Origin of the sequence: Streptomyces anulatus (genome assembly GCF_014650675.1) — a bacterium.
GTDB classification, from domain to species: Bacteria; Actinomycetota; Actinomycetes; order Streptomycetales; family Streptomycetaceae; genus Streptomyces; species Streptomyces anulatus.
Genome location: NZ_BMVK01000004.1, coordinates 425,880 through 445,502, shown reverse-complemented (window position 1 = coordinate 445,502; position 19,623 = coordinate 425,880). Strand labels below are relative to the sequence as shown.

The window sequence follows — 19,623 nt, the reverse complement described above, 5'->3', positions numbered from 1 at the left end:
TCGTCATGCGGCCGGGGTTCCCGCGCCGACCGGGCCGAGCGCGGGCAGCGGCCATCCGAACTCGCGGCGCAACGCTGACCGGGCCGCGAGAAGGCCGCACATACCGTGCACCCCGGGTCCGGGCGGGGTGGCCGCCGAGCAGAGGTAGACGCCGGGCAGCGGGGTCCGGTAGGGGTCCCACCGGGGGACGGGCCGGAACACGGTCTGCCGCAGGTCGATCGCCCCGGTCGCGATGTCGCCGCCTACGTAGTTGGGGTTGTAGGCGGCGTAGTCCCGCCCGGACAGACCGCGTTGGGCGACGATCGAGTCGGTGAAGCCCGGCGCGTGCCGCTCGATGGCCGCGCGGATCACGGGCAGCGGGTCGCACGCGCTGCCGTGCGGCAGATGGGCGTACGCCCACACCGGGCGGCGCCCGGCCACCTCGCGCCCCGGGTCGGTCACGGCCGGGTCGACGACCAGGACGAACGGTGAACCCCCCTCCCGGCCGCGGGCGTTGGCGGTCTCCTGGCGGAAGACCTCGGCCGCCGTGCCGCCCAGGTGCACGGTGCCCGCCCGACCGGTCTCCGGGGCCGACCAGGGGATCGGCCCGGAGACCAGGAAGTCCGCCTTGCCCGCGGCCGGGCCGTACCGGTACCGGGACAGCCACCGGGTGTAGCCGGGCGGCAGGGCGCCCCCGGCGAGGCCGGGCAGCGCGGTCGGCGCGATGTCCAGCAGAACGGCCCGCGCCCCCGCCAGTTCCCGCAGGTCGGTGATCTTCCGCCCGGTATGCAGTTCTCCTCCGTGCGCCCGGATGTCGTCGGCCATGGCCTCGGCGATGCGCGGGCTGCCGCCGCGCGGCAGTGGCCAGCCGGGGCCATGGGCCAACTGGGCCAGCAGCAGCCCGACCCCGGCGCCGGGCAGCGAGGGCAGCGGGCCGACGACGTGCGCGGCGGCCCCGGCGAGCAGTGCGGGCGCCGCCTCGCCGCGGAAAGTGCGGGAGCCGAGCCGGGTCCCGTGGAGCAGGACCCGGCTCAGTACGGCGGGTGCGGCGCGCAGCCCGCGCGGGCTCCGCAGATCGGACAGCAGCAGGTCGACCATGGCGTCGCTGTGTGTCAGCAGCGGTTCCATCAGCCGCCGCCAGCGCGGCCCGTCCGGGCCGAGGCCCGCGCAGGTGGCGTCCAGGTCGTGGTGGGCGAGGGCCACCCGGTCGCCGCCCAGCGGATGGGCGTAGCTGACGTCGGGCCGCAGCATCCGCACGCCCCGTCCCGCGAGGTCGAACTCCCGGAAGAACGGCGAGGCCACCGCCAAGGGGTGGACGGCCGCGCAGATGTCGTGCACCACCTCGGAGTCGAACAGCGCGGCGCCGCGCAGTCCCCCGCCGATCGTGTCGGCGGCCTCGTACACGGCCACCCGCAGGCCGGCGCGGGCCAGGGTGACCGCGGCGGCCAGCCCGTTCGGCCCGCTGCCCACGACCGCCGCGTCCACTGTGCTCACCGGACGGCTCCCGCGTCCGGCAGGGCGGCCGGGACCGGCTCGGGCACCGGACCGGAGCCCGGCACCGCGCCCTGGGCCCCGCCCGGTACGGGGTCCGGCACGGGGCGTCCGCCGAGGGGGCCGTCGGCGAACTGAGTGGCGGCCAGCCGCCGGTAGAGGGCGTCGTTGCCGAGGAGTTCGGTGTGCGTGCCCACGGCGCGCACCCGGCCCTCGTCCAGGACCACGATCCGGTCGGCCTCGGCCACCGTGGAGATCCGGTGGGCGATGGCGACGACGGCGCACCGCTCGGCGATGCCGCGCAGACTGTCGCGCAGCGCCGCCTCCGCGTCGGAGTCCAGGTGCGCGGTAGCCTCGTCGAGCAGCATCACGTCGGGCTTCTGGAGCAACGCCCGTGCCACGCAGAGCCGTTGCCGCTGTCCGCCGGAGAGTCCGGTGCCCTGGTCGCCGAGGAGGGTTTCGAGGCCGTCCGGCAGCTCCGCCACCACCTCGGTGAGACCGGCGAGTTCGACGGCCTCGGCGATCTCCGCCTCGGTGGCGTCGGGCGCGGCGTACACGATGTTCTCGCGGAGGGTTCCGCGCATCGCGGCGTTGTCCTGCTGGACGTAGCCGACGCGGCCGCGGATCTCGGCGGACGGGAGGTGGGCGATGTCCCTGCCGTCGAGGAGGATCGCGCCTGCCCGGGGCCGGTAGAAGCGCTCGATGAGCTGGAAGACGGTGGTCTTGCCCGCGCCGGAGGCACCCACCACGGCGGTGAGCCCTCGGGCGGGGACGGTGAGCGACACGCCTTCCAGCACCTGCCGGTCGCCGTAGCCGAAGGAGACATCGCGGAACTCCACCGCGTGGTGGCCGCCGGGCGGGGCCGGAAGGGCGACCGGGTCGCCGGCAGGGGTGCCGGCCGGGTGCTCGTCCTCCTGCGGCAGAGTGTCGAGTTCGTCCACGCGCTGGACGGCCGCCCGGCCCTGGAGGTAGGTGCCGATCGAGAGGAAGACCAGGACCAGCGGAGACACCAGGTAGAACAGGTACATCGTGAACGCCGAGAAGTCGGCCAGGCTGATGGAGCCGCTGACGACGCGGGCCATGCCGATGCCCATCACGGCGGCGAGCGACGCCTGGAGACCGACATTCAGCGCGGGCGTGAACAGGGCGTTCAGCACGGTGACCCGGTTGCCGGAGGCACGGGCGCGGTCGGCGGACTCCGCCAGGCGGAGCTGCTCACGGCCCTCGGCATTGGCGGCCTTCACCGTCGTCAGGGCGGTGAGCACGCGCTGCAGGTCGGCGCCGAAGTCGCCGATGTCCTCCCGGTTGGCCAGGGCGGCCCGGCGCAGCGCGCGGGCCAGCCAGACCGACCCGGTCCCGGCGACACCGAGGCATCCGACGGCGATCAGAAGCAGCCAGACATCGGTGAACGCCATCATCACCACGGCGCCGACCACGATCAGCCCGTTGAGGACGATCTGAGCGAGGCTCTGGGTGAGCGCGATCTTCATCAGGGAGGTGTCGGAGACCAGCCGGGTGTGCAGGTCGCCCTGACGCCGGGTGTCGAGGTGCGCGCGGTCGGCCCGGAGCACCTTGCCCGAGAGCAGGACCCGGGCGTCGCGGACGATGTTCTCGCCCGCCCGGCCGATGAGACAGCCCTGGGCGGCCGAGAGCACGGCGTCCAGCAGGAACAGCACGACCAGCGCTACGACGATCCCGACCACCGGGCGGTTGTCCGCGGCGGCCCTGATCAGGTCGCCCAGCAGCACCGGCTGCGCCAGCGTGCACACCACGCCCACCAGTCCGAGGCCGGTGCCCCCGAGCAGCAACCGCCACTGCCCGCGGGTCAGGTTCCGCACGGCGCCGCCGGACGCCGCCGCGGCGGCCGTCATGACCGCTCCTCGGAGGCGGGGCGGCGGTAGCGGCTGATGTGGACGCCGCTCCCCTCGGGCTGGAACGGGCTGCCCGCCCAGTCCCCCTGCCGGGACACCAGGACGAGACCGGCGTCGGCGGCGTAGGAGTCGACGTCCTCGGCGGTGGTGAGCCGGGTGATCTCGGTGCCGATGCTCACCCGGCCGCCCTCGTGCACCAGGTGCGAGGCGTGCCAGAGCCCGCCGGGGATCAGGGTGGAGTAGGTCTGCACGCCGGTGCCCGGTTCGGCGTAGGGAATGAAGAAGGAGGTGCGCGCAAGCCCCTCGTGCAGGGCGGTCACAAAGCCGGGGTTGTGGGTCTCCACGACGAGGGTGCCGCCGGGTGCCAGGTGCCGGGCCGCGCGCGCGACGGCCGTCCGCTGCTCCGCCGGGTCGCAGATCAGCGAGAGGGTGGCGCAGATGCAGTAGACCAACCCGTACCGGGAGTCGTCGGCGTAGGTGCGGATGTCGCCGTGCACCGGGGTGACGGGGGCGCCGGTGGCGTCGACGGTTTCGCACAGCCGCTGGAGCATCTCCGGCGACGAGTCCACACCGACGACCTCGCCCGAGAGCCGGGAGAGCGGGACGGCGACGCGTCCGGTGCCCACGCCGAGTTCGAGGGTGCCTCCGCCGGGGTGCCAGGAGGCGAGGACCTCGGCGGTGCGTTCGGCGGAGCCGTCGTGGGGCAGCAGACGGTCGTAGAAGTCGGCGAACACCCTTCCGTAGCCGATGTCCTGGACCTCGGGGGCGGTGGCCACGGAGGTCGAGGAGGGGGCGGCGGTGCTCATACGGTCTCGCTTTCTCGCACCGGTGCCGCGGTCTCGCGCATCGGTGTGTAGGGGGAGAGGAAGATGATCTCGGGCTCCTCGGCCTTGTCGTAGCCCGATTCCTGGACCAGGGCGAACTGGAAGCCCTTGACGTCCGGCGTGCCGGACCGCTCGATCTCCTCGCGGAAGAACTTGCGCAGGATGCGGAACGACGGCAGGGTCGCGGCCACCTCGAACCCGCGGTCGAGGACGCGCAGGATCTCGCTGCCCAGGTCGTACACCGCCTTCTCGGCGCGCCGTTCGGGGAACCAGACGAACTGGCGGGCGCGGCGGCCCTGGATGACCTCCAGCGCGGACCAGTCGGAGGTCTCGCCCGCCTCGTCGAGGGTGCGGTAGTAGAACTGGAAGTCGTGCTGGGCCGGAGTCGGGGCGAAGAAGCGCCAGTTGGGGAAGATGCTGGAGAGCGGGTCGAGCCGCTGGACCCGGTCGAAGGACGGGTGCGGGTGCTGGCAGCAGACGGCGCCCAGGAAGACGATGCCGGCCGCGAGGCGGATCTTGCCGTCCGTGCCGCCGAAGGCGCGGGTCAGCAGCGAGCCCGTGGCGGTCGGGAGACGGGGGGTGCTCATCGGTTCTCCTCGGACGCGGTGGTCAGGCCGGACGGCTCCGTACCGTTCAGGAGCCCGGGCCGGGACTCCGGTTCCCGCCCGGCGGTGTCGGCCAGGAAGGCCAGCAGATGGCGGAGCGTCTCGGCGGCGTACTGGGGGTCCGTGAGGATGCCGTCGTGGTCGGCGCTCTCGATGACGACGTTGCGGACGGTCCGGCCCTCGGTGTGGGCGTCGGCGAGGTCCTTGTGCATCAGCAGGTGGTCGGGGTCGCGGTCCACGGTCCGCTGGGCGGAGAGCACCAGGGCGTGGGTGTCCAGGGAGTCGAGTGGCCCGGTGAAGGAGGGGAAGTCCCGCTCGACGGCCTTCCACTCACGCACCGCGGCAGTCCACACGCGGGAGTCCGCGAATTCCGTCCTGACCTTGTCCCGCACCTGTTCGGGCAGGTTGGCGACCGGCTCGGGCGCCCGCATCAGCACCCCGAACCCCAGCCGCAGGCTGATGGCCATGGCGCGCAGGCCCTCCCCGATCCGCGGTGCGGTAGCGCCCTGCTGCGCCGACCGGTTGAGCTGGCCGGGATGCGAACTGTCGACGTAGACGACGGAGTTCACCCGGGAGCCCAGCCTGACCGCCGCGCGGCGGGAGATCTCGCCGCCCAGGGAGTGCCCCATCAGTACCACTTGGCGACCCTCGGGGACCGCTGCGCCGATCAGGTCGACCAGGTCGTCGACCGACTCCTCCAGCGTGTACTCCCCGTCCGCGCGGCGCCGGCTGGGGCCGTAGCCGGCCCTGTTGTACATCAGCCACTGCCGGTCCCCGCCGACGAGGGCGCGGGCGATCCAGGCGAAGTACGCGGGGCAGGCGCCCAGTCCGTGGACGAAGACCACCACCGGGTCCGCACTCCGGCGGTCGAGGGTGCTCTGCACGCTCAGTTCGTTGCCGTGCCGGGTGGTGACGACGGTGCCGCCGTGCGGGGCGTCGGTGACGCGCAGCCGCCGGGCCACCGCGACCGTCCCCAGCACGGCCGCGCCCCCCGCCGCCAGCAGGGCCACCGCGGCCGGCATGGTGTCGTCGCGGCCCGCCACCGCGGGGTGGCTGCGCGGCGTGCTGGTGTAGGCGACCATCGGGTGCATCGCGGCGAAGGCCGGGAGGAACCTGCCGAGGCCCATGACGTAGCCGTTGGCCACGTGGAAGAGGACGGCGCCGCTCAGCACCGGGCGGGTCAGCCGGCCGCCCTTCAGGTAGAGCACCGGGAACAGGCACTCCAGGCTCAGCACTCCGTAGACGAGGGCGCGGGTCGTGCGCGGGTAGCGATGGGCCAGCTTCCAGACCCCCTCGTGCCCGTACGTCCTGGTCCGCATCACCCCCGCCAGCGCGGCCCCCGACCGCCAGTCCGGACCGAGCAGCTTGACCCAGCCGGAGATCAGGTAGGACAGGTTCCCCTGGAGCGCGACGTACCAGATCAGGGCGTCCTGGGTGCGGGACGAGGGGGCGAGCCTGGCCAGCCCGGTCACGGTCTGCACCATGGTGGACGCCTGGTCGGAGCCGTCGGTGCCGTAGCGCTCACCCGGGTAGAGCAACGCCCCGCTGACGCCGAGGTAGAGGGTGGCGGCCCCGCGCCACCGGCCGTTGCCGGGCAGCATGAGGGCAGCGCTCGCGGCCACCCGCCCGGCGTGCAGCGCCCGGTTGGTCCGCTCGTCGGAGGCCAAGTCCAGCAGCTTGCGGAAGGGCCTGCCGTAACGGGCGTACGCGTCACGGGAGATGGCCCATTCGTTCATCCGGCTCGACCCGTGCTCCCGGCGGCGCGCGAGGTGCTCGACGCTGGACAGCAGCGACGTCGTCGCGGCCAGTCGCTCGGTTGCGCCCATGGCTTGCTCGCGGGAGAGCGGGACGGGGCCTTGCAGGGCGGACATGACAGCGCGCAGCGTCGGCCGCAGCCTGCTGGGTCCACTCGGTCTGGTGGGGCGTGAGGGCATGGACGGGCCTTCCGTGCTGGGGACGAACGAGGCGGGGGCGTCGGGGTGACGAGGCGGAGGGTGGCGGGCGACGCTCGGGCCGGTACGGGTCTCCCGGGCCAGGTGGGGGGCGGTACGCGGGTCGTGCGGGACGGGTCGTCCTCGGCCAGGGCCCGCGCCAGGTCGCCGGCCCAGGGAGCCCAGATGCCGTTGAAGCGTTCGCGCGACTCCAGAGCGGCGCCCGCCGCTTCGAGCTCGGCGATCGCTTCCTCCTTGCGGCCCTCCGCCAGCAGCAGGCGGCCCCGCATGCACGGTCCGTCGGGCAGCACCATGGCGCTGGGGTAGGGCGGGCCGAAGTCGTAGCGGTCGGCGATGCGGCGGGCCTCCTCGGTGCGTCCCCGGGCCAGCAGGGTGTCGATGAGGAGGCAGGCCGCGTCCCAGTGCACGGGGAGTCCGGAACCGACGCGGTCGGCGAGGCGGAGCCCTTCGCGCAGGAAGCCCTCGGCCTCGGCGAGGCGGCCGCGACGGCGGTGGACCATGCCGAGCAGGGTGTGGGCGAACGCCAGGTGGGCCCCGCTCCAGCCGGAGATCTCGAAGGCCCGGACCGCTTCGCCGAAGAGGCTCTCCGCGCGGTCCAGCTGGTCGACGAACGTGTAGGTGATGCCGACCATGGTGGGGAGTTCGAAGCCCCACTCGGAGTCGGTCCAGCCGAGGCCACGGGCCGGGCTGCCGTCGATCAGGGCGCGTTCGCACAGGTCCACGATGAGCTGGGCGTTCTCACCGCGCACCATGGCGTCGAAGGCCCGCAGCGTGAGCAGCGCCCGCTCGGCGTTGTCGCGGCCCTTCAGGTGGTCGGCGTTGCGGGTGAGCCGCCGGGAGCGGGCGGGTCCGTCGTCCTCGGCGGCCTGCATGCCCTCCCACATGAAGTGCGCGGCCTGCAGACGCATCAGCCCGGGGCCGGGTGCGGTGCGCGCGGCCTCGGCGGCCAGCGAGAGCGCCGCGTCCTTGAGCTGGTTGTTGTGGGCGAGCGCTGCGGCGAGCCGGAAGGTGGCGTCGACCCGCAGCCCGTCGTCGAGCCCCGGCATGTCCAGGGCGGCGCGCAGGTGCTGGACCGTGGTGGGCGGGGAGCTCAGCAGCGTCGCGCAGCCCAGCTCGTACAGCAGGACGGCCCGGTCCTTGGGGCGCGGCGGCTCCTCGATCGCCCGTTCCAGGCAGCGCCGGGCCGCTTCGGGCGCACCGACGGCGAGGTGCTGGCCGGCGGCTTCCCGCAGTTGCGCGACCAGTTCCTGGTCGTCGTCGGGGTGGACCTCCAGCAGGTGCCGGGAGGCCGCGGCGGCACCGAGGCCGGCCCGGGGGATCGCCCAGGCGGCGCGTCCGTGCATGGCGGTGCGGGTGGCCGGCGGGATCGAGCGGTAGACCGCCGTCGCGATCAGCGGGTGGACGAACTCCAGCGGGTCGAAGCCGCTGACGATACGGGCGTCGCGCAGCCGGGCCGTGCAGTCGGCGGCCTCCGCCGAGCTCATTCCGGCGAGGGTGGCGGCCAGTTCCTGCGAGATGTCGGTGCCGAGCACCGCGGCGGCCCAGGCGAACCGGTTGGCGTTCGTGCCGAGCCGCTCCAGCCGGGCGACGAGCCCGCTGCCCCTGGCGGACGCGCCGAGCTCGCGCAGTTCGCCCGCGGATTCCTCCACCGGCGGCAGTTCGCGGTCCTGGACCTTGGCGACCAGCTCGACCGCCTCGTACGGGTTGCCTCCGGTGACGGCCCACACCTCGCGGCAGAACGGGTCGTCGGCGTGATCGCCGAGGCCCGCGCGGACCAGTACGGCGGTGGCGTCCGGGGTCAGCGCCCGCAGGGCGACCCGGGTCACCGTGCCCTTGCTGCCGAAGCCGCGCTCGGCCTCACGGTCGGCGATGTAGTTGGCGTCGCGCTCGGCCAGCTCCTGCGGGCGGTGGGCCTGCACCACCAGGACCGGCAGTTCTCCGAGGCGGGCGGTGAACGAGGCCAGCCAGGCGAGGGATTCGCCGTCCGCCCAGTGCGCGTCGTCCACGATCAGCAGTAACGGCCGGTGGCTGAGCCGGGACGCGAGCCGGCCGACGACGAAGTCCAGTCCGTCGCGGACACCCTGCGGGTCGGGCTGCGGGCCGCTCGGCTCGGCGAGTCCCAGAGCCGGGGCGGTCGTCTCGTACCAGTCGCCGAACAGGGCGCGGGTCTCGTCGGGCGGGAACTGGTCGAGTGCGGGCTGCAGCAACTGCCGTACGACGTGGAACGGTACGGAGGTGACGGTCTCGCCTCCCCGGGCGGACCAGACGGTGCAACGGTCGGCGGCCATCCTCCGGATCTCCGCGAGCAGTGCGGTCTTGCCGATCCCCGCCTCTCCGCTGAATACCAGGAGTCCGCCGACGGCCTGCGCACCGCACAGGGCGTCCACCGCCTCCGCAGCGGCGGCGAGTTCCGGTTCACGCTCGTACAACGGCCGGGACGGCTTCATGCCCACCCTTCCCACAGAGGCAGTCTTCTCGACGGTCGAGCCTAGTCGTGCGCGGGTGCTCGCCGACAGGGTTCGCACGATTCTCCGCAGGTGCGGGGCACAATCGAGTAGTGAACGAGACGCGCAGAGACCGTGATGCCGAGGGCCGGGCGCGCAACGCGCGCCCCCGTGACGGGCTGGGACGCCCCCTGCCGTACGGGACACCCGGCGTCGAACGACAGCCGGAGGGGGTCGTTCGCACCCCTGCGGAGACGCTCCGGGAGGCGCAGCGGCTGCTGGACGCGGGGATGCCGTTCCACGCGCACGAGGTCTTCGAGGACGCCTGGAAGTCGGGCCCCGAGGACGAAAGGGAGCTCTGGCGGGGGCTGGCCCAGCTCGCGGTGGGACTGACCCATTCCGCGCGGGGCAACACCGCGGGCGGGGCCCGGCTGCTGCGCCGGGGCGCGGAGGCTCTCGCCCCGTTCGCCGGGTCCGGTCCGCACGGAATCGCGGTCTCCGGACTGTCCGACTGGGCGCGGGAGTTGGCGGACCGGGTGGAGTCGGGCCCGACGGTCGACGCGGCGGCCGAGGCACCCCTCCTGCGGGCGTAGCCCGAAGACCGGGACCCGTGGGCCCGGAGCGGGAGCGGAAGATTCGGGTCCGCGGACCCTGGCTCCGTACAGCTACTACGATCCGGCTCCATGAGCACTTCTGACCAGGACCAGCACCGGGACCAGCGCGAGGACGGGCTGAACGACGAGGAAGCCGACCGGGACCAGGAACGGGACCGGGGCGCCGGCACCCCGATAGCCGACACCGCCGCGGAGACGAAGACGGTGGCGGCGGCGGAGACGGTAGCGGCGGCGACGACTGAGACGGATGGAATCGACGGATCCGGTGGTGAGGACCGTGGGGACGGCCAGGACGGGAAGAGACTCACCCCGCGCCAGGCCCGGCGGCTGCGGATCGCGCTCTCCTCGGTGGGCATGGCGGCGATGGCCCTCGTGCTCGGGCTGCGCATCGCGAGCCGCTCGTCGGTGCTCGTGGTCGGCGTCTACGGGCTCGCGCTCATCCTGTGCGGTGTGGTGATCGAGCTGAGCAGGAACGGTCGCACCAGGCTGGCCAGCTGGCTGCTGGGGGCGGGGCTGCTGGCCGCCGTGGGAGCGGACTGGCTGCTGCTTCCCTGAGGCGACGGCACGGCGGCCTCCCCATCACCCGTCACCCACCACCACCCACCCAATGAGCGTTTGATCGATTCATCCCTCTTGTGATCGATCTATTGACCCTCTTTGATCAGTCGCTCAGGATTCCCGCATGACCGTCTCCCCTGGTGCCCTCTTCGGACTCCCCCCGGAAGACCGCACGTCGAGCCCGTACACCGGTTACACCCGCGCCCACTGGGAGGCGGCGGCCGACGGGATGCTGGCCGCCGCGTGGAAGTGGGCCACGCCGGGCGGCGCCCGGCTCGACCTGCCCGGTCCCCCGTCTCACTCGGGTGTCCGCTCCGACGGGCTGGAGGGGTACGCGCGCACGTTCCTGGCGGCCGGTTTCCGGGTCGCGGGAGCGGGCGGCAAGGACCCGAACGGCCTGCTGGAGCGGTACGCGGACGGGCTCGACGCCGGTACGCGGACACCGGGCCGGGACGACGCGGAGTCCTGGCCGCTGATCCTGGACCACGATGTGCAGGGACAGCCCATGGTGGAGTCCGCCTCGGTGGCCCTCGGTCTGCGGCTCACCCGGCCGTGGCTCTGGGACCGGCTGACGCCCGACGTGCGGGACCGGGCGGAGCACTGGCTGCGGGGCGCGCTGCGTCACGTTCCGGCGGGCAACAACTGGTACCTCTTCCCGTACACCGTCGCCGGATTCCTGGAGTCGGTGGGCCGGGGCGACGCGGAGACGGCACGGGCCCGGGAGCGGGCGCTGGAGCTGCTGGAGCACTGGTACCGGGGCGACGGCTGGTACGCCGACGGGGACGGGCGCGCCTTCGACCACTACAACGGCTGGGCGCTGCACCTGTATCCGCTGCTCGACGCCCATCTGTCGGGCGACGCGCGGGAGTCGGCGCGGCACGGGGCGCGGTTGCGGGAGCATCTGGAGAGCTTCTCGCTGATGTTCGGCGGTGACGGGGCCCCGCTGCACTTCGGGCGCTCGCTGACCTATCGCTTCGCCGCGGGCGCGGGCGTGGGTCTGGGCGCGGTGACCGGGCACACCCCGCTCGCCCCGGGGGCGTCCCGACGAGTGGTCAGCGGGTCGCTGCGGTACTTCCTGGAGCGCGGTGCGGCCGGCGGTGACGGGCTGTTGAGCCTCGGCTGGCACGGCCCGCACGCGGCGACGCTGCAGACCTATTCCGGCCCCGCATCCCCTTATTGGGCCTCGAAGGCGTTCGTGTCCCTGTTGGCTCCCGCCGAGCATCCTTTGTGGTCGTCGCCGGAGGAGGCAGCCCCGAGCGAGGGCCCCGACCGGGTGCTGTCCGTGCCCGCGGCGGGCTTCCTGGTGCAGTCGACGCGGGCGGACGGCGTGGTGCGGCTGCACAACCACGGCAGCGACCATGTCCGCCCCGACGAGGGCGAGTCCGCGGCCGACGAGGACCCGCACTACGCGCGGCTCGCGTACTCCACCGTGACCGGGCCGACCTCGGCGGCGAACACCGCGGACAACCATCTGTCGGTGACCGTCGGCGGGGCGCGCAGTGCGCGGCGGCGCATCCACCCGCTCGGGTCCGGGCACGGCGAGGGCTGGGGCTGGGCGGCCTCCTGGCACCTGCCGGTGTTCCCGGCGGGCCCGTCCACCGTCCCCGGGCTGCGGGTGGAGAGCGTGATCGTGGCGCGGGGCAGCCACGAACTGCGGGTGCACCGGGTGCTGGGCGCGCCGGACGGGGCGCGGGCCGAGCTGACGGGCTGGGCGACCGACCCCGGCGGCACGGTTCGCTCGCGGTTGCGGGGGCTGCACGGCTGGGACGGCCCCGAGGACGTACGGGCCCCGCAGGGAACGGCGTTCGCCCCGTGGGTGACCGTGCCCCGGCTCGCCGCCGACGTGAGCGGCACGGTGGTCCTGGCCGCCCTGGCCTCCCTCACCGCCGCCCCTGGAGCGGACCCGGAAGCCTCCGGGGTGGTGGACCGGGTGGCGGTGGCCGGTGACACGGTCGAGGTGCGCTGGGCGGAGGACGGGGCCCGGACGCGGATCACGTTCGGCGGTGCGGCGGTGACGGTGGATCACGGGCTGCCGGGAACCGCCGCCTAGGGCGCTACGCGTCCGTACGGATCACCACCACCAGCGTCCGGGGCCCGTGCACGCCCTCCACCCGCTCCAGCTCGATGTCGGACGTGGCGGACGGGCCGCTGATCAGCGTCGTCGGCCGTTCGGGCGCCAGGCGGGCCACCGCCTCGGGCACTCCCGCCTCGACGGCGGAGAGGTCCACCACGCAGAGGTGCAGATCGGGGACGAGGGACAGTGCCCGGCGGCCCTGGCCGGGCGAACCGTCCAGGAAGATCGTGCCGGTCTCGGCGCAGCCGACGGCCGATGCCGTCACCACCGCGTCCAGGGCGTCGAGATGTGTGTGCGGGACATCGGCGCCGTCCTGCCGCACCTCACCGTCGTACCGGGCGAGCCAGCGCGCGTCCAGCCCGGCCGGCACGCCGATGCGGCGGACGCCGTGCTCCCGCAGGACGTCGCCGACGACCTCGGCGGTGCGGCCGGCCGTGCAGGGGTGCACCCGCGCCTTGTAGTCGAGGAGCCGGTCGGTGAACAGGGCGAGGCGTTCGTCGTCGGGCAGGGCGCGGCCGGTGCGGTAGTCGCGCGGGACGACGACGGCGGGTGTCGGGGCCAGCGCGAGGGCGTCGCGGATCCGGCCCAGCACGGTCTCGCGGGCACTGTTCATGTCGCGTCCTCCTCGTCGTGCTCGCCGCCGGTGGTGGTCGCGGCGTCGTGTTCGGCGGCCGCGGCCCGCAGGGCGGCCGTGCCCTCGTCGGAGACGAACCAGGAGCGGAAGGTCTCCCGGGGCGGGGCCGGGGTGTCACGGCTGTCGCTCCAGCCGCTGAGCGGTGGGGGCAGCCGCCCGATGACGCCGTCGCGCCCCGCGATGACGCGGCCGAGCCCGGACGCCTTCTGCGCCGCGGTGTACAGGCCCGGGCGGCGCATCACGGCGGCGGCCGCCCTCATCGCCAGCTTCTCCGGTGTGACGCCGGTCTGTTCGGTGTGCTGGTGGCGCAACTCCACCAGCAGCGACGGGATATCGATCTTCACGGGGCAGGCGTCGAAGCAGGCCCCGCAGAGGCTGGAGGCGTACGGCAGGGAGCTGTTCGGGTCGTCCTTCGCCGCGTGCATTCCCGCCAGTTGCGGAGTGAGGACGGCGCCGATGGGTCCGGGGTAGGTCGACCCGTAGGCGTGACCGCCGGTCCGCTCGTACACCGGACAGACGTTGAGGCAGGCGGAGCAGCGGATGCAGTTGAGGGCCGCGCGTCCGATCGCGTCGGCGAGGGCGGCGGTGCGGCCGTTGTCGAGGAGGATCAGGTGGAAGTCCTGCGGACCGTCGCCGGGCGTCACTCCGGTCCACAGCGAGGTGTAGGGGTTCATCCGCTCCCCTGTGGAGGAGCGGGGCAGGAGCTGGAGGAAGACCTCCAGGTCCTGGTAGCGCGGAATCACCTTCTCGATGCCCATCACGGTGATGAGCGTCTCGGGCAGGGTCAGGCACATGCGTCCGTTGCCCTCGGACTCGACGACGGCGAGCGTGCCGGTCTCCGCGACACCGAAGTTGGCGCCGGAGACGGCGACCTTCGTGGAGAGGAACTTCTCGCGGAGGTAGCGGCGGGCGGCGGCGGCGAGGTGGGCGGGGACGTTGTCCAGATCCGGGTCGACGCCGGGGATCCCGTCGAGGAAGATCTGCCGGATCTCGTCCCGGTTGCGGTGGATCGCGGGCACCAGGATGTGCGAGGGCCTGTCGTGGGCGAGCTGCACGATGAGTTCGGCGAGGTCGGTCTCGTGCGGGGTGATGCCGACGGACTCCAGGTGTTCGTTGAGTCCGGTCTCCTGGGTGGCCATTGACTTGACCTTGATGACCTCGTCGCTGCCCGCGGCCCTCACGAGCCCGGCGACGATCTCGTTGGCCTCGGCGGCGTCGCGCGCCCAGTGCACGGTGCCGCCGCGCTCGGTGACCTTGCGCTCCAGTTGTTCGAGCAGTTCGGGCAGCCGGTTCATGGCGTCGGTCTTGATGGCGGAGCCCGCGTCCCGCAGGGCCTCCCAGTCGGGCAGTTCGCCGGTGACGTTCAGACGTTTGGCGCGGATGGTGCCGGTGGCCCGGCCGAGGTTGCGGCGGAGTTGGTCGTCGCCCAGTCCATCGTGGGCGGCGCGGGGAAAGGCCTTGTCGCCGCGGAGGTTGCCGGTGCCGTACGGGGAGCGGGGCGGCGGGGCGGGCATGCCGAGGAACGTGCTCATACGGAGGCCTCCGTCAGGACGTCGGGCGTGGTACGGGTCGCGGCGAGGATCCGGGCGAGGTGCAGGGTGCGGGTCCCGGACCGGATCCGGGAGAGCCCGCCGCCGATGTGCATCAGGCAGGAGGAGTCCCCGGCGGTGCACACCTCCGCCCCGGTGGCCGCGATGCTCGCCGTCTTGTCGTGGAGCATCGCGGTGGACGTCTCGGCGTTCTTGAGCGCGAAGGTGCCGCCGAATCCGCAGCAGGAGTCGGCCCCCGGCAGCTCGACGAGGTCGACCCCTTCGACCTCGCGCAGGAGCCGGAGGGGTTTGTCGCCGACCCGGAGCATCCGCAGCGAGTGGCAGGTGGGGTGGTACGTCACCCGGTGCGGGAAGTACGCACCGACCCGGGTGACGCCGAGGACGTCCACGAGGAGTTCGGAGAGCTCGTACGTCTTCGCCGCGACGGCGTCCACTCCGGCGCGGAGTGCGGCGTCCCCGTAGCGGTCGGCGACGATCCGGTGCTGGTGCCGGACGGAACCGGCGCACGAGCCCGACGGCATCACGACCGCCTCGATCGAGGCGTCGCCGAACCCGGCCGCGAAGTTGCGTACCAGGGGCACGGGTTCGCGCTGGTAGCCGGTGTTGATGTGCATCTGCCCGCAGCAGGTCTGGCCCGGCGGGAACACCACGTCGTGGCCCAGGCGCGTGAGCAGGATCGCGGTTGCCTTCACCGCGTCGGGGAAGAGCGTGTCTCCCAGACAGGTGGCGAAGAGTCCGATGCGCATGGGGCCTCCCCGGTCGGGTTCTTCGCGGCGGTCGGTGTCCGTCGCGTTTCACTATGAGGTTTCTATGGTCGGACCATACTAGGCGCAGGCCCTCGAAGGGAACGTCCGCGATACGCGTCGCACGCGGCGCGCAACGCCTGCCGGTGGGTGCCGTACGGGGCCCGCTCGGGGTCCTACGGCGTGATGGGCCCCTCCACCAGCGTGCCGTGCAGTCCCCGGATATGCCGCTCCACCAGGTCCGCGGCCTCCCCGCCCCGCCCTTCCCGCACCAGTGCGAGGAGGGCCTCGTGCTCGGCGTTGAGGGCGCGAGCGGTGGCCGGCCAGTCCTCGGCGGCTTCCAGGGCGCGCAGGATCAACGGCCGTACGGACTCGCGTACGGCGGAGGTGAGCGTGGACGTCAGGGCGTTGCCGGAGCTGCGGGCGACGAGCACATGGAAGCGGGTGTCCAGATCGTTGAAGCCGCTCACCCCGATGCCCGGCTCCGCCATGCCCGCCACCAGCTCCGCCGCCTCGTCGAGATCCTCGGGCGGTGCGTGGCAGGCGGCGGCCTCGAAGCTGGACCGCTCCAGGACCACCCGGGCCTCCAGAACGTCCTGGAGGCTGTAGCTGCCGAGGGCGAAGTGGAGACGGAGCAGCCGGCCCAGGGCGTCGTCCGGGTTGCGCACGATGCGGGCCCCGGCGTCGGGTCCCCGGCCGGGCTGGGCCACCAGGACCCCGATGGTCTCCAGCACCCGGAGCGCCTCGCGCAGGGCGGAGCGGCTGACGCCGAGCACCGGAGCCAGTTCCCGTTCGGGCGGCAGCCGGTCACCGGCGCGGAGCTCCCCGGCGAAGACCCGTTCCTCGATGCTGCGGAGCACGAGCTCATGGGTGCGGGACTGCCGCACGGGCTGCCATTCGACGGGCATCCGTCACTCCCTGCCTCGGCCGGATCCGGACATGATCCGGACATGCAGCCTATGTCACACCGGGCATGTGGTCCGACCTCAGAGCAGGTGGTCCGATCCCACGGGAGACGGCAGCAGGGACGCGGGTCAGCGGGTGCTGGGGATGTCCCGTCCGTGCAGGCGTCCGCGCTGCGGGTCGAAGAGGTGGGCCGCCGCTCCGGACACGACCAGACCCGCGGCGATCAGGAGACCGTGGCCCACGGCGATGCCGGTGCCCAGTGCGGCGAGCCCGACGGCGAGCCACAGCCAGGCGGTGCGGCGGCGGTACTCGCGCGGGCTGCGCGGAGTCCCGCCGGACATCGCCTCGGCGAACCCGGGGTCGTCGTGGCGCAGCTGCTCCTCCAGGTCGCGCAGCCGCTCGTCGTACGTGGGCATGGTGTCTCCCTCCCGGTACGGAAGCCCTCTCGGCTCCGGAAGCCCCGGCCCCCGCCGTGCGGCACGGGGCAGGGCCCCCCGGGGCCCTGGCCTCATGGTCGTCGGGGAAGGCCTCCGGGGACCATCGGGGACAGCACCCATATCCGGGGGTGCGCACCATGCAGACGGGGCGCGCGTGCGGTGCCGCAGGGGCAGGTCCGGGCGTCGACGGCCGTCCCCGGCCCCGCGCAGCGGCGATAGTGGAGGCTGTCAGCGCGCCCGCACGACCCGACCTCCGAAGGAGCCGTTCGACCTTGTCCCTGTTCTGGCGGATCTTCCTGCTCAATGCCGCCGTGCTGGTAGCGGCCGGCGCCCTGCTGCTGCTCGGGCCCATCACCATCTCCACCCCGGTCCTGCTGACCGAGGCCATGATCCTGACCGGCGGGATCGCCTTCATGCTCGCGGCCAACGCGGCCCTGCTCCGGCTCGGCCTCTTCCCGCTCCAGCGGGTCACCCGTGCGATGACGACCACCGATCTGCTGCGTCCGAGCCCGCGCCCCGAGGTCGCGGGGCACGGTGAGATCGCCGCGCTGATCGAGACGTTCAACACGATGCTGGACCGGCTGGAGGCCGAGCGCGCCACCAGCAGCGCCCGCGCCCTCTCCGCGCAGGAGGCCGAGCGCCGCCGTGTGGCGCAGGAGCTGCACGACGAGGTCGGGCAGACGCTGACCGCGGTGCTGCTGGAGCTGAAGCGGGTCGCCGATCACGCCCCGGAGCCGCTGCGCGGGGAGTTGCGCCAGGTCCAGGAGATCACCCGGGGGTCGCTCGACGAGATCCGCCGGATCGCGCGCAGGCTGCGACCCGGGGTGCTGGAGGAACTGGGCCTGGTGAGCGCGCTGACGGCGCTGATCACCGAGACGCCGACGCCGGACGGGCTGACGATCCGCCGCCGGATGGGAAAGGACCTGCCCGAGTTGGGCGCCGAGGCCGAACTGGTCGTCTACCGGATCGCGCAGGAAGCCCTCACCAACACGGTCCGGCACGCCCGCGCCACCCGGCTCGAACTCTCGCTGCGGCGCAGCCCCGGCGGAGTGGAACTGCGCATCCGCGACGACGGCCGCGGCCTCGGGGACGCCCAGGAGGGGGCGGGCCTGCGCGGTATGCGCGAACGCGCTCTGCTGATCGGGGCCGAGGTCTCCCTCGGTCCGGGTCCGCAGGGCGGCACCGAAGTACGTCTCGATGTGCCCGTCCCGAACGGAAGCAAGTGACCATGCCCACCTCACCGTCCATCGCCACGCCTTCCAGGGGCGCGACCGCACCGACCCGCATCCTGCTGGCCGACGACCACGCCCTCGTGCGTCGCGGGGTCCGGCTGATCCTCGACGGCGAACCGGACCTGACGGTCGTCGCCGAGGCCGGCGACGGCGCCGAGGCCATCGAGATGGCCCGCGCCGAACGGCCCGACCTGGTCATCCTGGATATCGCGATGCCCCGCCTGACCGGCCTCCAGGCGGCGCGCGAGCTGTCCCGGGTCATGCCCGGTCTGCGCATCCTGATGCTCACGATGTACGACAACGAGCAGTACTTCTTCGAGGCGTTGAAGGCGGGGGCGGCCGGGTACGTCCTCAAGTCGGTCGCGGACCGGGACCTGGTGGAGGCCTGCCGGGCGGCGATGCGCGACGAGCCGTTCCTCTACCCGGGCGCGGTGACCGCCCTCATCCGCAACTTCCTCGACCGGGCCAAGGACGGCGAGGACCTGCCGGCGCGGGCCATCACGGAGCGCGAGGAGGAGATCCTCAAGCTGGTCGCCGAGGGCCACTCCTCGAAGGAGATCGCCGAGCTGCTCGTCATCAGCGTCAAGACCGTGGAGCGGCACCGCGCCAACCTGCTCCAGAAGCTCGGCCTGCGCGACCGCCTGGAGCTCACCCGCTACGCGATCCGCGCCGGGCTGATCGAACCCTGACCCCGCGGGGTCGGGGTCGGGGGCGCGGGCAGTTCATGTGATTCTCACCCGGTCCGCATAGGGTGCCCCCGTGACCCAGATGACCCCGCCCGGCTGGCATCCAGACCCCGGGTACTCAGGCAATGGCCCCGCTCAGGAACGCTGGTGGGACGGAGCGCAGTGGACCGGCCATGTCCGCGCGTCGCCCGGCGCGGCACGCCGCCGCGGGATCCGCATCGGCGTCGGTGTGACGGTCGGCGCGGTGGTGCTCGCCGCCATCGGGGGCGGGGTGTATCTGCTGGGCGAGGACGGCGGCGGCCCGCCCGGCACGGCGGCCTCCTCGCCGTCCGCCGTCCCTGATCCGCCGGGCGCACCGGACGGCGGCGAGAAGGACGGTGAAAAGGGCGGCGAGGGCAACGGCGGGGAGAACGGCGACGGTCAGGGGCCCGGTGGACAGCTCCCGCCGACCGAGCCGGGCTTCGCCACCGACCTGGCCGCAGGGATCAGCCTGCCGGTTCCCAAGGGGTGGAAGGGAACATCCGGGGCGGTCGGCGCCGGGCTGACGACGGGTGAGCACGCGTGCCCCGGCGACACCGCCGAGACCTGCGTGCGCGGCGGGGTGTTCTCCGCCCCGGCCGCTGCCATGAAGCTCACCGCGGGGACGCCCGAGGAGGCGGCGAAGAAGGACATCGCCCTCAACGCCCAGGAGTCCTACGGCGGTAAGAGCTACGGGAAGATCTCCTCGCACGATGAGCTGAAGTCCGAAGCCGTCACGGTGGCGGGCGGCAAGGGCTATGTCGTGCGCTGGAAGGTGGTGACGGAGAAGGGCGACGACGGCTACGTGGAATCGCTGGTGTTCCCCTCCCCCACCTCCAAGGACATGCTCGTCGTGGTCCGGTCCGGGTTCGACGTCAACAAGGACGCGCCGAAGCTGTCCGTCCTGGACGACATCACCCGAGGGATCAAGGCCGCTTCGGGTGCCGGAGGAGGCGCGGGCGGAGCCGTCTGAACGGCCCCGCCCGGCGCCGCGTGACCGGCGGG

At 73.4% G+C, this 19,623-nt stretch carries 17 protein-coding genes; 6 read left to right on the top strand and 11 right to left on the bottom strand.

The window, feature by feature from the left end:
• Positions 1-3: 3 nt before the first annotated feature.
• Genes IE272_RS13575 through IE272_RS13550 form a run of 6 tightly spaced genes read right to left on the bottom strand, consistent with a single transcriptional unit; the run spans position 4 to position 9,169 of the window.
• Entirely contained in the window at positions 4-1,473 is a 1,470-nt protein-coding gene (locus IE272_RS13575; protein WP_229897299.1) for a phytoene desaturase family protein, read from the bottom strand.
• Entirely contained in the window at positions 1,470-3,341 is a 1,872-nt protein-coding gene (locus IE272_RS13570; protein ID WP_050362030.1) for an ABC transporter ATP-binding protein, read from the bottom strand. Before IE272_RS13570 ends, IE272_RS13575 begins: the two co-directional genes overlap by 4 nt.
• On the bottom strand, positions 3,338-4,147 hold the full coding sequence (locus IE272_RS13565; protein WP_056705456.1) for a class I SAM-dependent methyltransferase: 810 nt from the start codon (positions 4,145-4,147) through the stop codon (positions 3,338-3,340). The genes IE272_RS13570 and IE272_RS13565 overlap by 4 nt, the downstream gene beginning before the upstream one ends.
• The gene (locus tag IE272_RS13560; protein WP_057667040.1) at positions 4,144-4,752 is read right to left on the bottom strand and encodes a hypothetical protein; all 609 of its coding nucleotides are present in this window, start codon (positions 4,750-4,752) and stop codon (positions 4,144-4,146) included. The genes IE272_RS13565 and IE272_RS13560 overlap by 4 nt, the downstream gene beginning before the upstream one ends.
• Positions 4,749-6,596 (bottom strand): alpha/beta fold hydrolase, encoded by a 1,848-nt coding sequence (locus IE272_RS13555; RefSeq protein ID WP_097967158.1) that lies wholly within the window; start codon positions 6,594-6,596, stop codon positions 4,749-4,751. The genes IE272_RS13560 and IE272_RS13555 overlap by 4 nt, the downstream gene beginning before the upstream one ends.
• Positions 6,503-9,169, bottom strand: a complete 2,667-nt coding sequence (locus IE272_RS13550; protein WP_229897298.1) for an ATP-binding protein — start codon at positions 9,167-9,169, stop codon at positions 6,503-6,505. The genes IE272_RS13555 and IE272_RS13550 overlap by 94 nt, the downstream gene beginning before the upstream one ends.
• A gap of 110 nt (positions 9,170-9,279) precedes the next feature.
• Here IE272_RS13550 and IE272_RS13545 point away from each other — a divergent pair, with 110 nt between their 5' ends.
• The 3 genes from IE272_RS13545 to IE272_RS13535 all read left to right on the top strand — a co-directional run bounded on the left by IE272_RS13545 (position 9,280) and on the right by IE272_RS13535 (position 12,388).
• Positions 9,280-9,759: a DUF309 domain-containing protein gene (locus tag IE272_RS13545; RefSeq protein WP_190006925.1), complete on the top strand. Its 480-nt coding sequence runs from the start codon at positions 9,280-9,282 to the stop codon at positions 9,757-9,759.
• Between the two features lie 90 nt (positions 9,760-9,849).
• Positions 9,850-10,335 carry a hypothetical protein gene (locus tag IE272_RS13540; protein WP_190006924.1) on the top strand — a complete coding sequence of 162 codons (486 nt, stop codon included), beginning with the start codon at positions 9,850-9,852 and terminating at the stop codon, positions 10,333-10,335.
• 127 nt (positions 10,336-10,462) lie between these two features.
• Entirely contained in the window at positions 10,463-12,388 is a 1,926-nt protein-coding gene (locus IE272_RS13535; RefSeq protein WP_050362052.1) for a DUF2264 domain-containing protein, read from the top strand.
• A gap of 4 nt (positions 12,389-12,392) precedes the next feature.
• Here the strand turns inward: IE272_RS13535 and IE272_RS13530 are convergent, their stop codons facing one another.
• The 5 genes from IE272_RS13530 to IE272_RS13510 form a co-directional block, all read right to left on the bottom strand.
• Entirely contained in the window at positions 12,393-13,025 is a 633-nt protein-coding gene (locus IE272_RS13530) for a LutC/YkgG family protein (protein ID WP_050362053.1), read from the bottom strand.
• A complete protein-coding gene (locus tag IE272_RS13525) occupies positions 13,022-14,578 on the bottom strand; it encodes a lactate utilization protein B (protein ID WP_190006923.1) in 1,557 nt (518 codons plus the stop codon). The genes IE272_RS13530 and IE272_RS13525 overlap by 4 nt, the downstream gene beginning before the upstream one ends.
• Positions 14,575-15,342, bottom strand: a complete 768-nt coding sequence (locus IE272_RS13520; protein ID WP_050362055.1) for a (Fe-S)-binding protein — start codon at positions 15,340-15,342, stop codon at positions 14,575-14,577. The genes IE272_RS13525 and IE272_RS13520 overlap by 4 nt, the downstream gene beginning before the upstream one ends.
• Positions 15,343-15,515: 173 nt before the next feature.
• On the bottom strand, positions 15,516-16,247 hold the full coding sequence (locus tag IE272_RS13515; RefSeq protein WP_050362056.1) for a FadR/GntR family transcriptional regulator: 732 nt from the start codon (positions 16,245-16,247) through the stop codon (positions 15,516-15,518).
• A 126-nt stretch (positions 16,248-16,373) separates the two neighbouring features.
• Positions 16,374-16,661 (bottom strand): DUF3040 domain-containing protein, encoded by a 288-nt coding sequence (locus IE272_RS13510; RefSeq protein ID WP_032792764.1) that lies wholly within the window; start codon positions 16,659-16,661, stop codon positions 16,374-16,376.
• Positions 16,662-16,954: 293 nt separating this feature from the next.
• Here IE272_RS13510 and IE272_RS13505 point away from each other — a divergent pair, with 293 nt between their 5' ends.
• From IE272_RS13505 to IE272_RS13495, 3 genes are all read left to right on the top strand, one after another.
• Positions 16,955-17,908 (top strand): HAMP domain-containing sensor histidine kinase, encoded by a 954-nt coding sequence (locus tag IE272_RS13505; RefSeq protein ID WP_050362057.1) that lies wholly within the window; start codon positions 16,955-16,957, stop codon positions 17,906-17,908.
• Positions 17,909-17,910: 2 nt separating this feature from the next.
• Positions 17,911-18,603, top strand: a complete 693-nt coding sequence (locus IE272_RS13500; protein WP_050362058.1) for a response regulator — start codon at positions 17,911-17,913, stop codon at positions 18,601-18,603.
• Positions 18,604-18,682: 79 nt separating this feature from the next.
• The gene (locus tag IE272_RS13495) at positions 18,683-19,591 is read left to right on the top strand and encodes a DUF2510 domain-containing protein (RefSeq protein ID WP_078961464.1); all 909 of its coding nucleotides are present in this window, start codon (positions 18,683-18,685) and stop codon (positions 19,589-19,591) included.
• Positions 19,592-19,623: the final 32 nt, after the last annotated feature.

Excerpts from the sequence above, each read along its gene's own strand:
- IE272_RS13570 (WP_050362030.1), bottom strand. The coding sequence starts at position 3,341 with ATGACGGCCGCCGCGGCGGCGTCCGGCGGCGCCGTGCGGAACCTGACC.
- IE272_RS13520 (WP_050362055.1), bottom strand. The coding sequence starts at position 15,342 with ATGCGCATCGGACTCTTCGCCACCTGTCTGGGAGACACGCTCTTCCCC.
- IE272_RS13550 (WP_229897298.1), bottom strand. The coding sequence starts at position 9,169 with ATGAAGCCGTCCCGGCCGTTGTACGAGCGTGAACCGGAACTCGCCGCC.
- IE272_RS13495 (WP_078961464.1), top strand. The coding sequence starts at position 18,683 with ATGACCCCGCCCGGCTGGCATCCAGACCCCGGGTACTCAGGCAATGGC.
- IE272_RS13555 (WP_097967158.1), bottom strand. The coding sequence starts at position 6,596 with ATGGGCGCAACCGAGCGACTGGCCGCGACGACGTCGCTGCTGTCCAGC.
- IE272_RS13515 (WP_050362056.1), bottom strand. The coding sequence starts at position 16,247 with ATGCCCGTCGAATGGCAGCCCGTGCGGCAGTCCCGCACCCATGAGCTC.
- IE272_RS13560 (WP_057667040.1), bottom strand. The coding sequence starts at position 4,752 with ATGAGCACCCCCCGTCTCCCGACCGCCACGGGCTCGCTGCTGACCCGC.
- IE272_RS13500 (WP_050362058.1), top strand. The coding sequence starts at position 17,911 with ATGCCCACCTCACCGTCCATCGCCACGCCTTCCAGGGGCGCGACCGCA.
- IE272_RS13510 (WP_032792764.1), bottom strand. The coding sequence starts at position 16,661 with ATGCCCACGTACGACGAGCGGCTGCGCGACCTGGAGGAGCAGCTGCGC.
- IE272_RS13540 (WP_190006924.1), top strand. The coding sequence starts at position 9,850 with ATGAGCACTTCTGACCAGGACCAGCACCGGGACCAGCGCGAGGACGGG.
- IE272_RS13530 (WP_050362053.1), bottom strand. The coding sequence starts at position 13,025 with ATGAACAGTGCCCGCGAGACCGTGCTGGGCCGGATCCGCGACGCCCTC.
- IE272_RS13565 (WP_056705456.1), bottom strand. The coding sequence starts at position 4,147 with ATGAGCACCGCCGCCCCCTCCTCGACCTCCGTGGCCACCGCCCCCGAG.
- IE272_RS13535 (WP_050362052.1), top strand. The coding sequence starts at position 10,463 with ATGACCGTCTCCCCTGGTGCCCTCTTCGGACTCCCCCCGGAAGACCGC.
- IE272_RS13525 (WP_190006923.1), bottom strand. The coding sequence starts at position 14,578 with ATGAGCACGTTCCTCGGCATGCCCGCCCCGCCGCCCCGCTCCCCGTAC.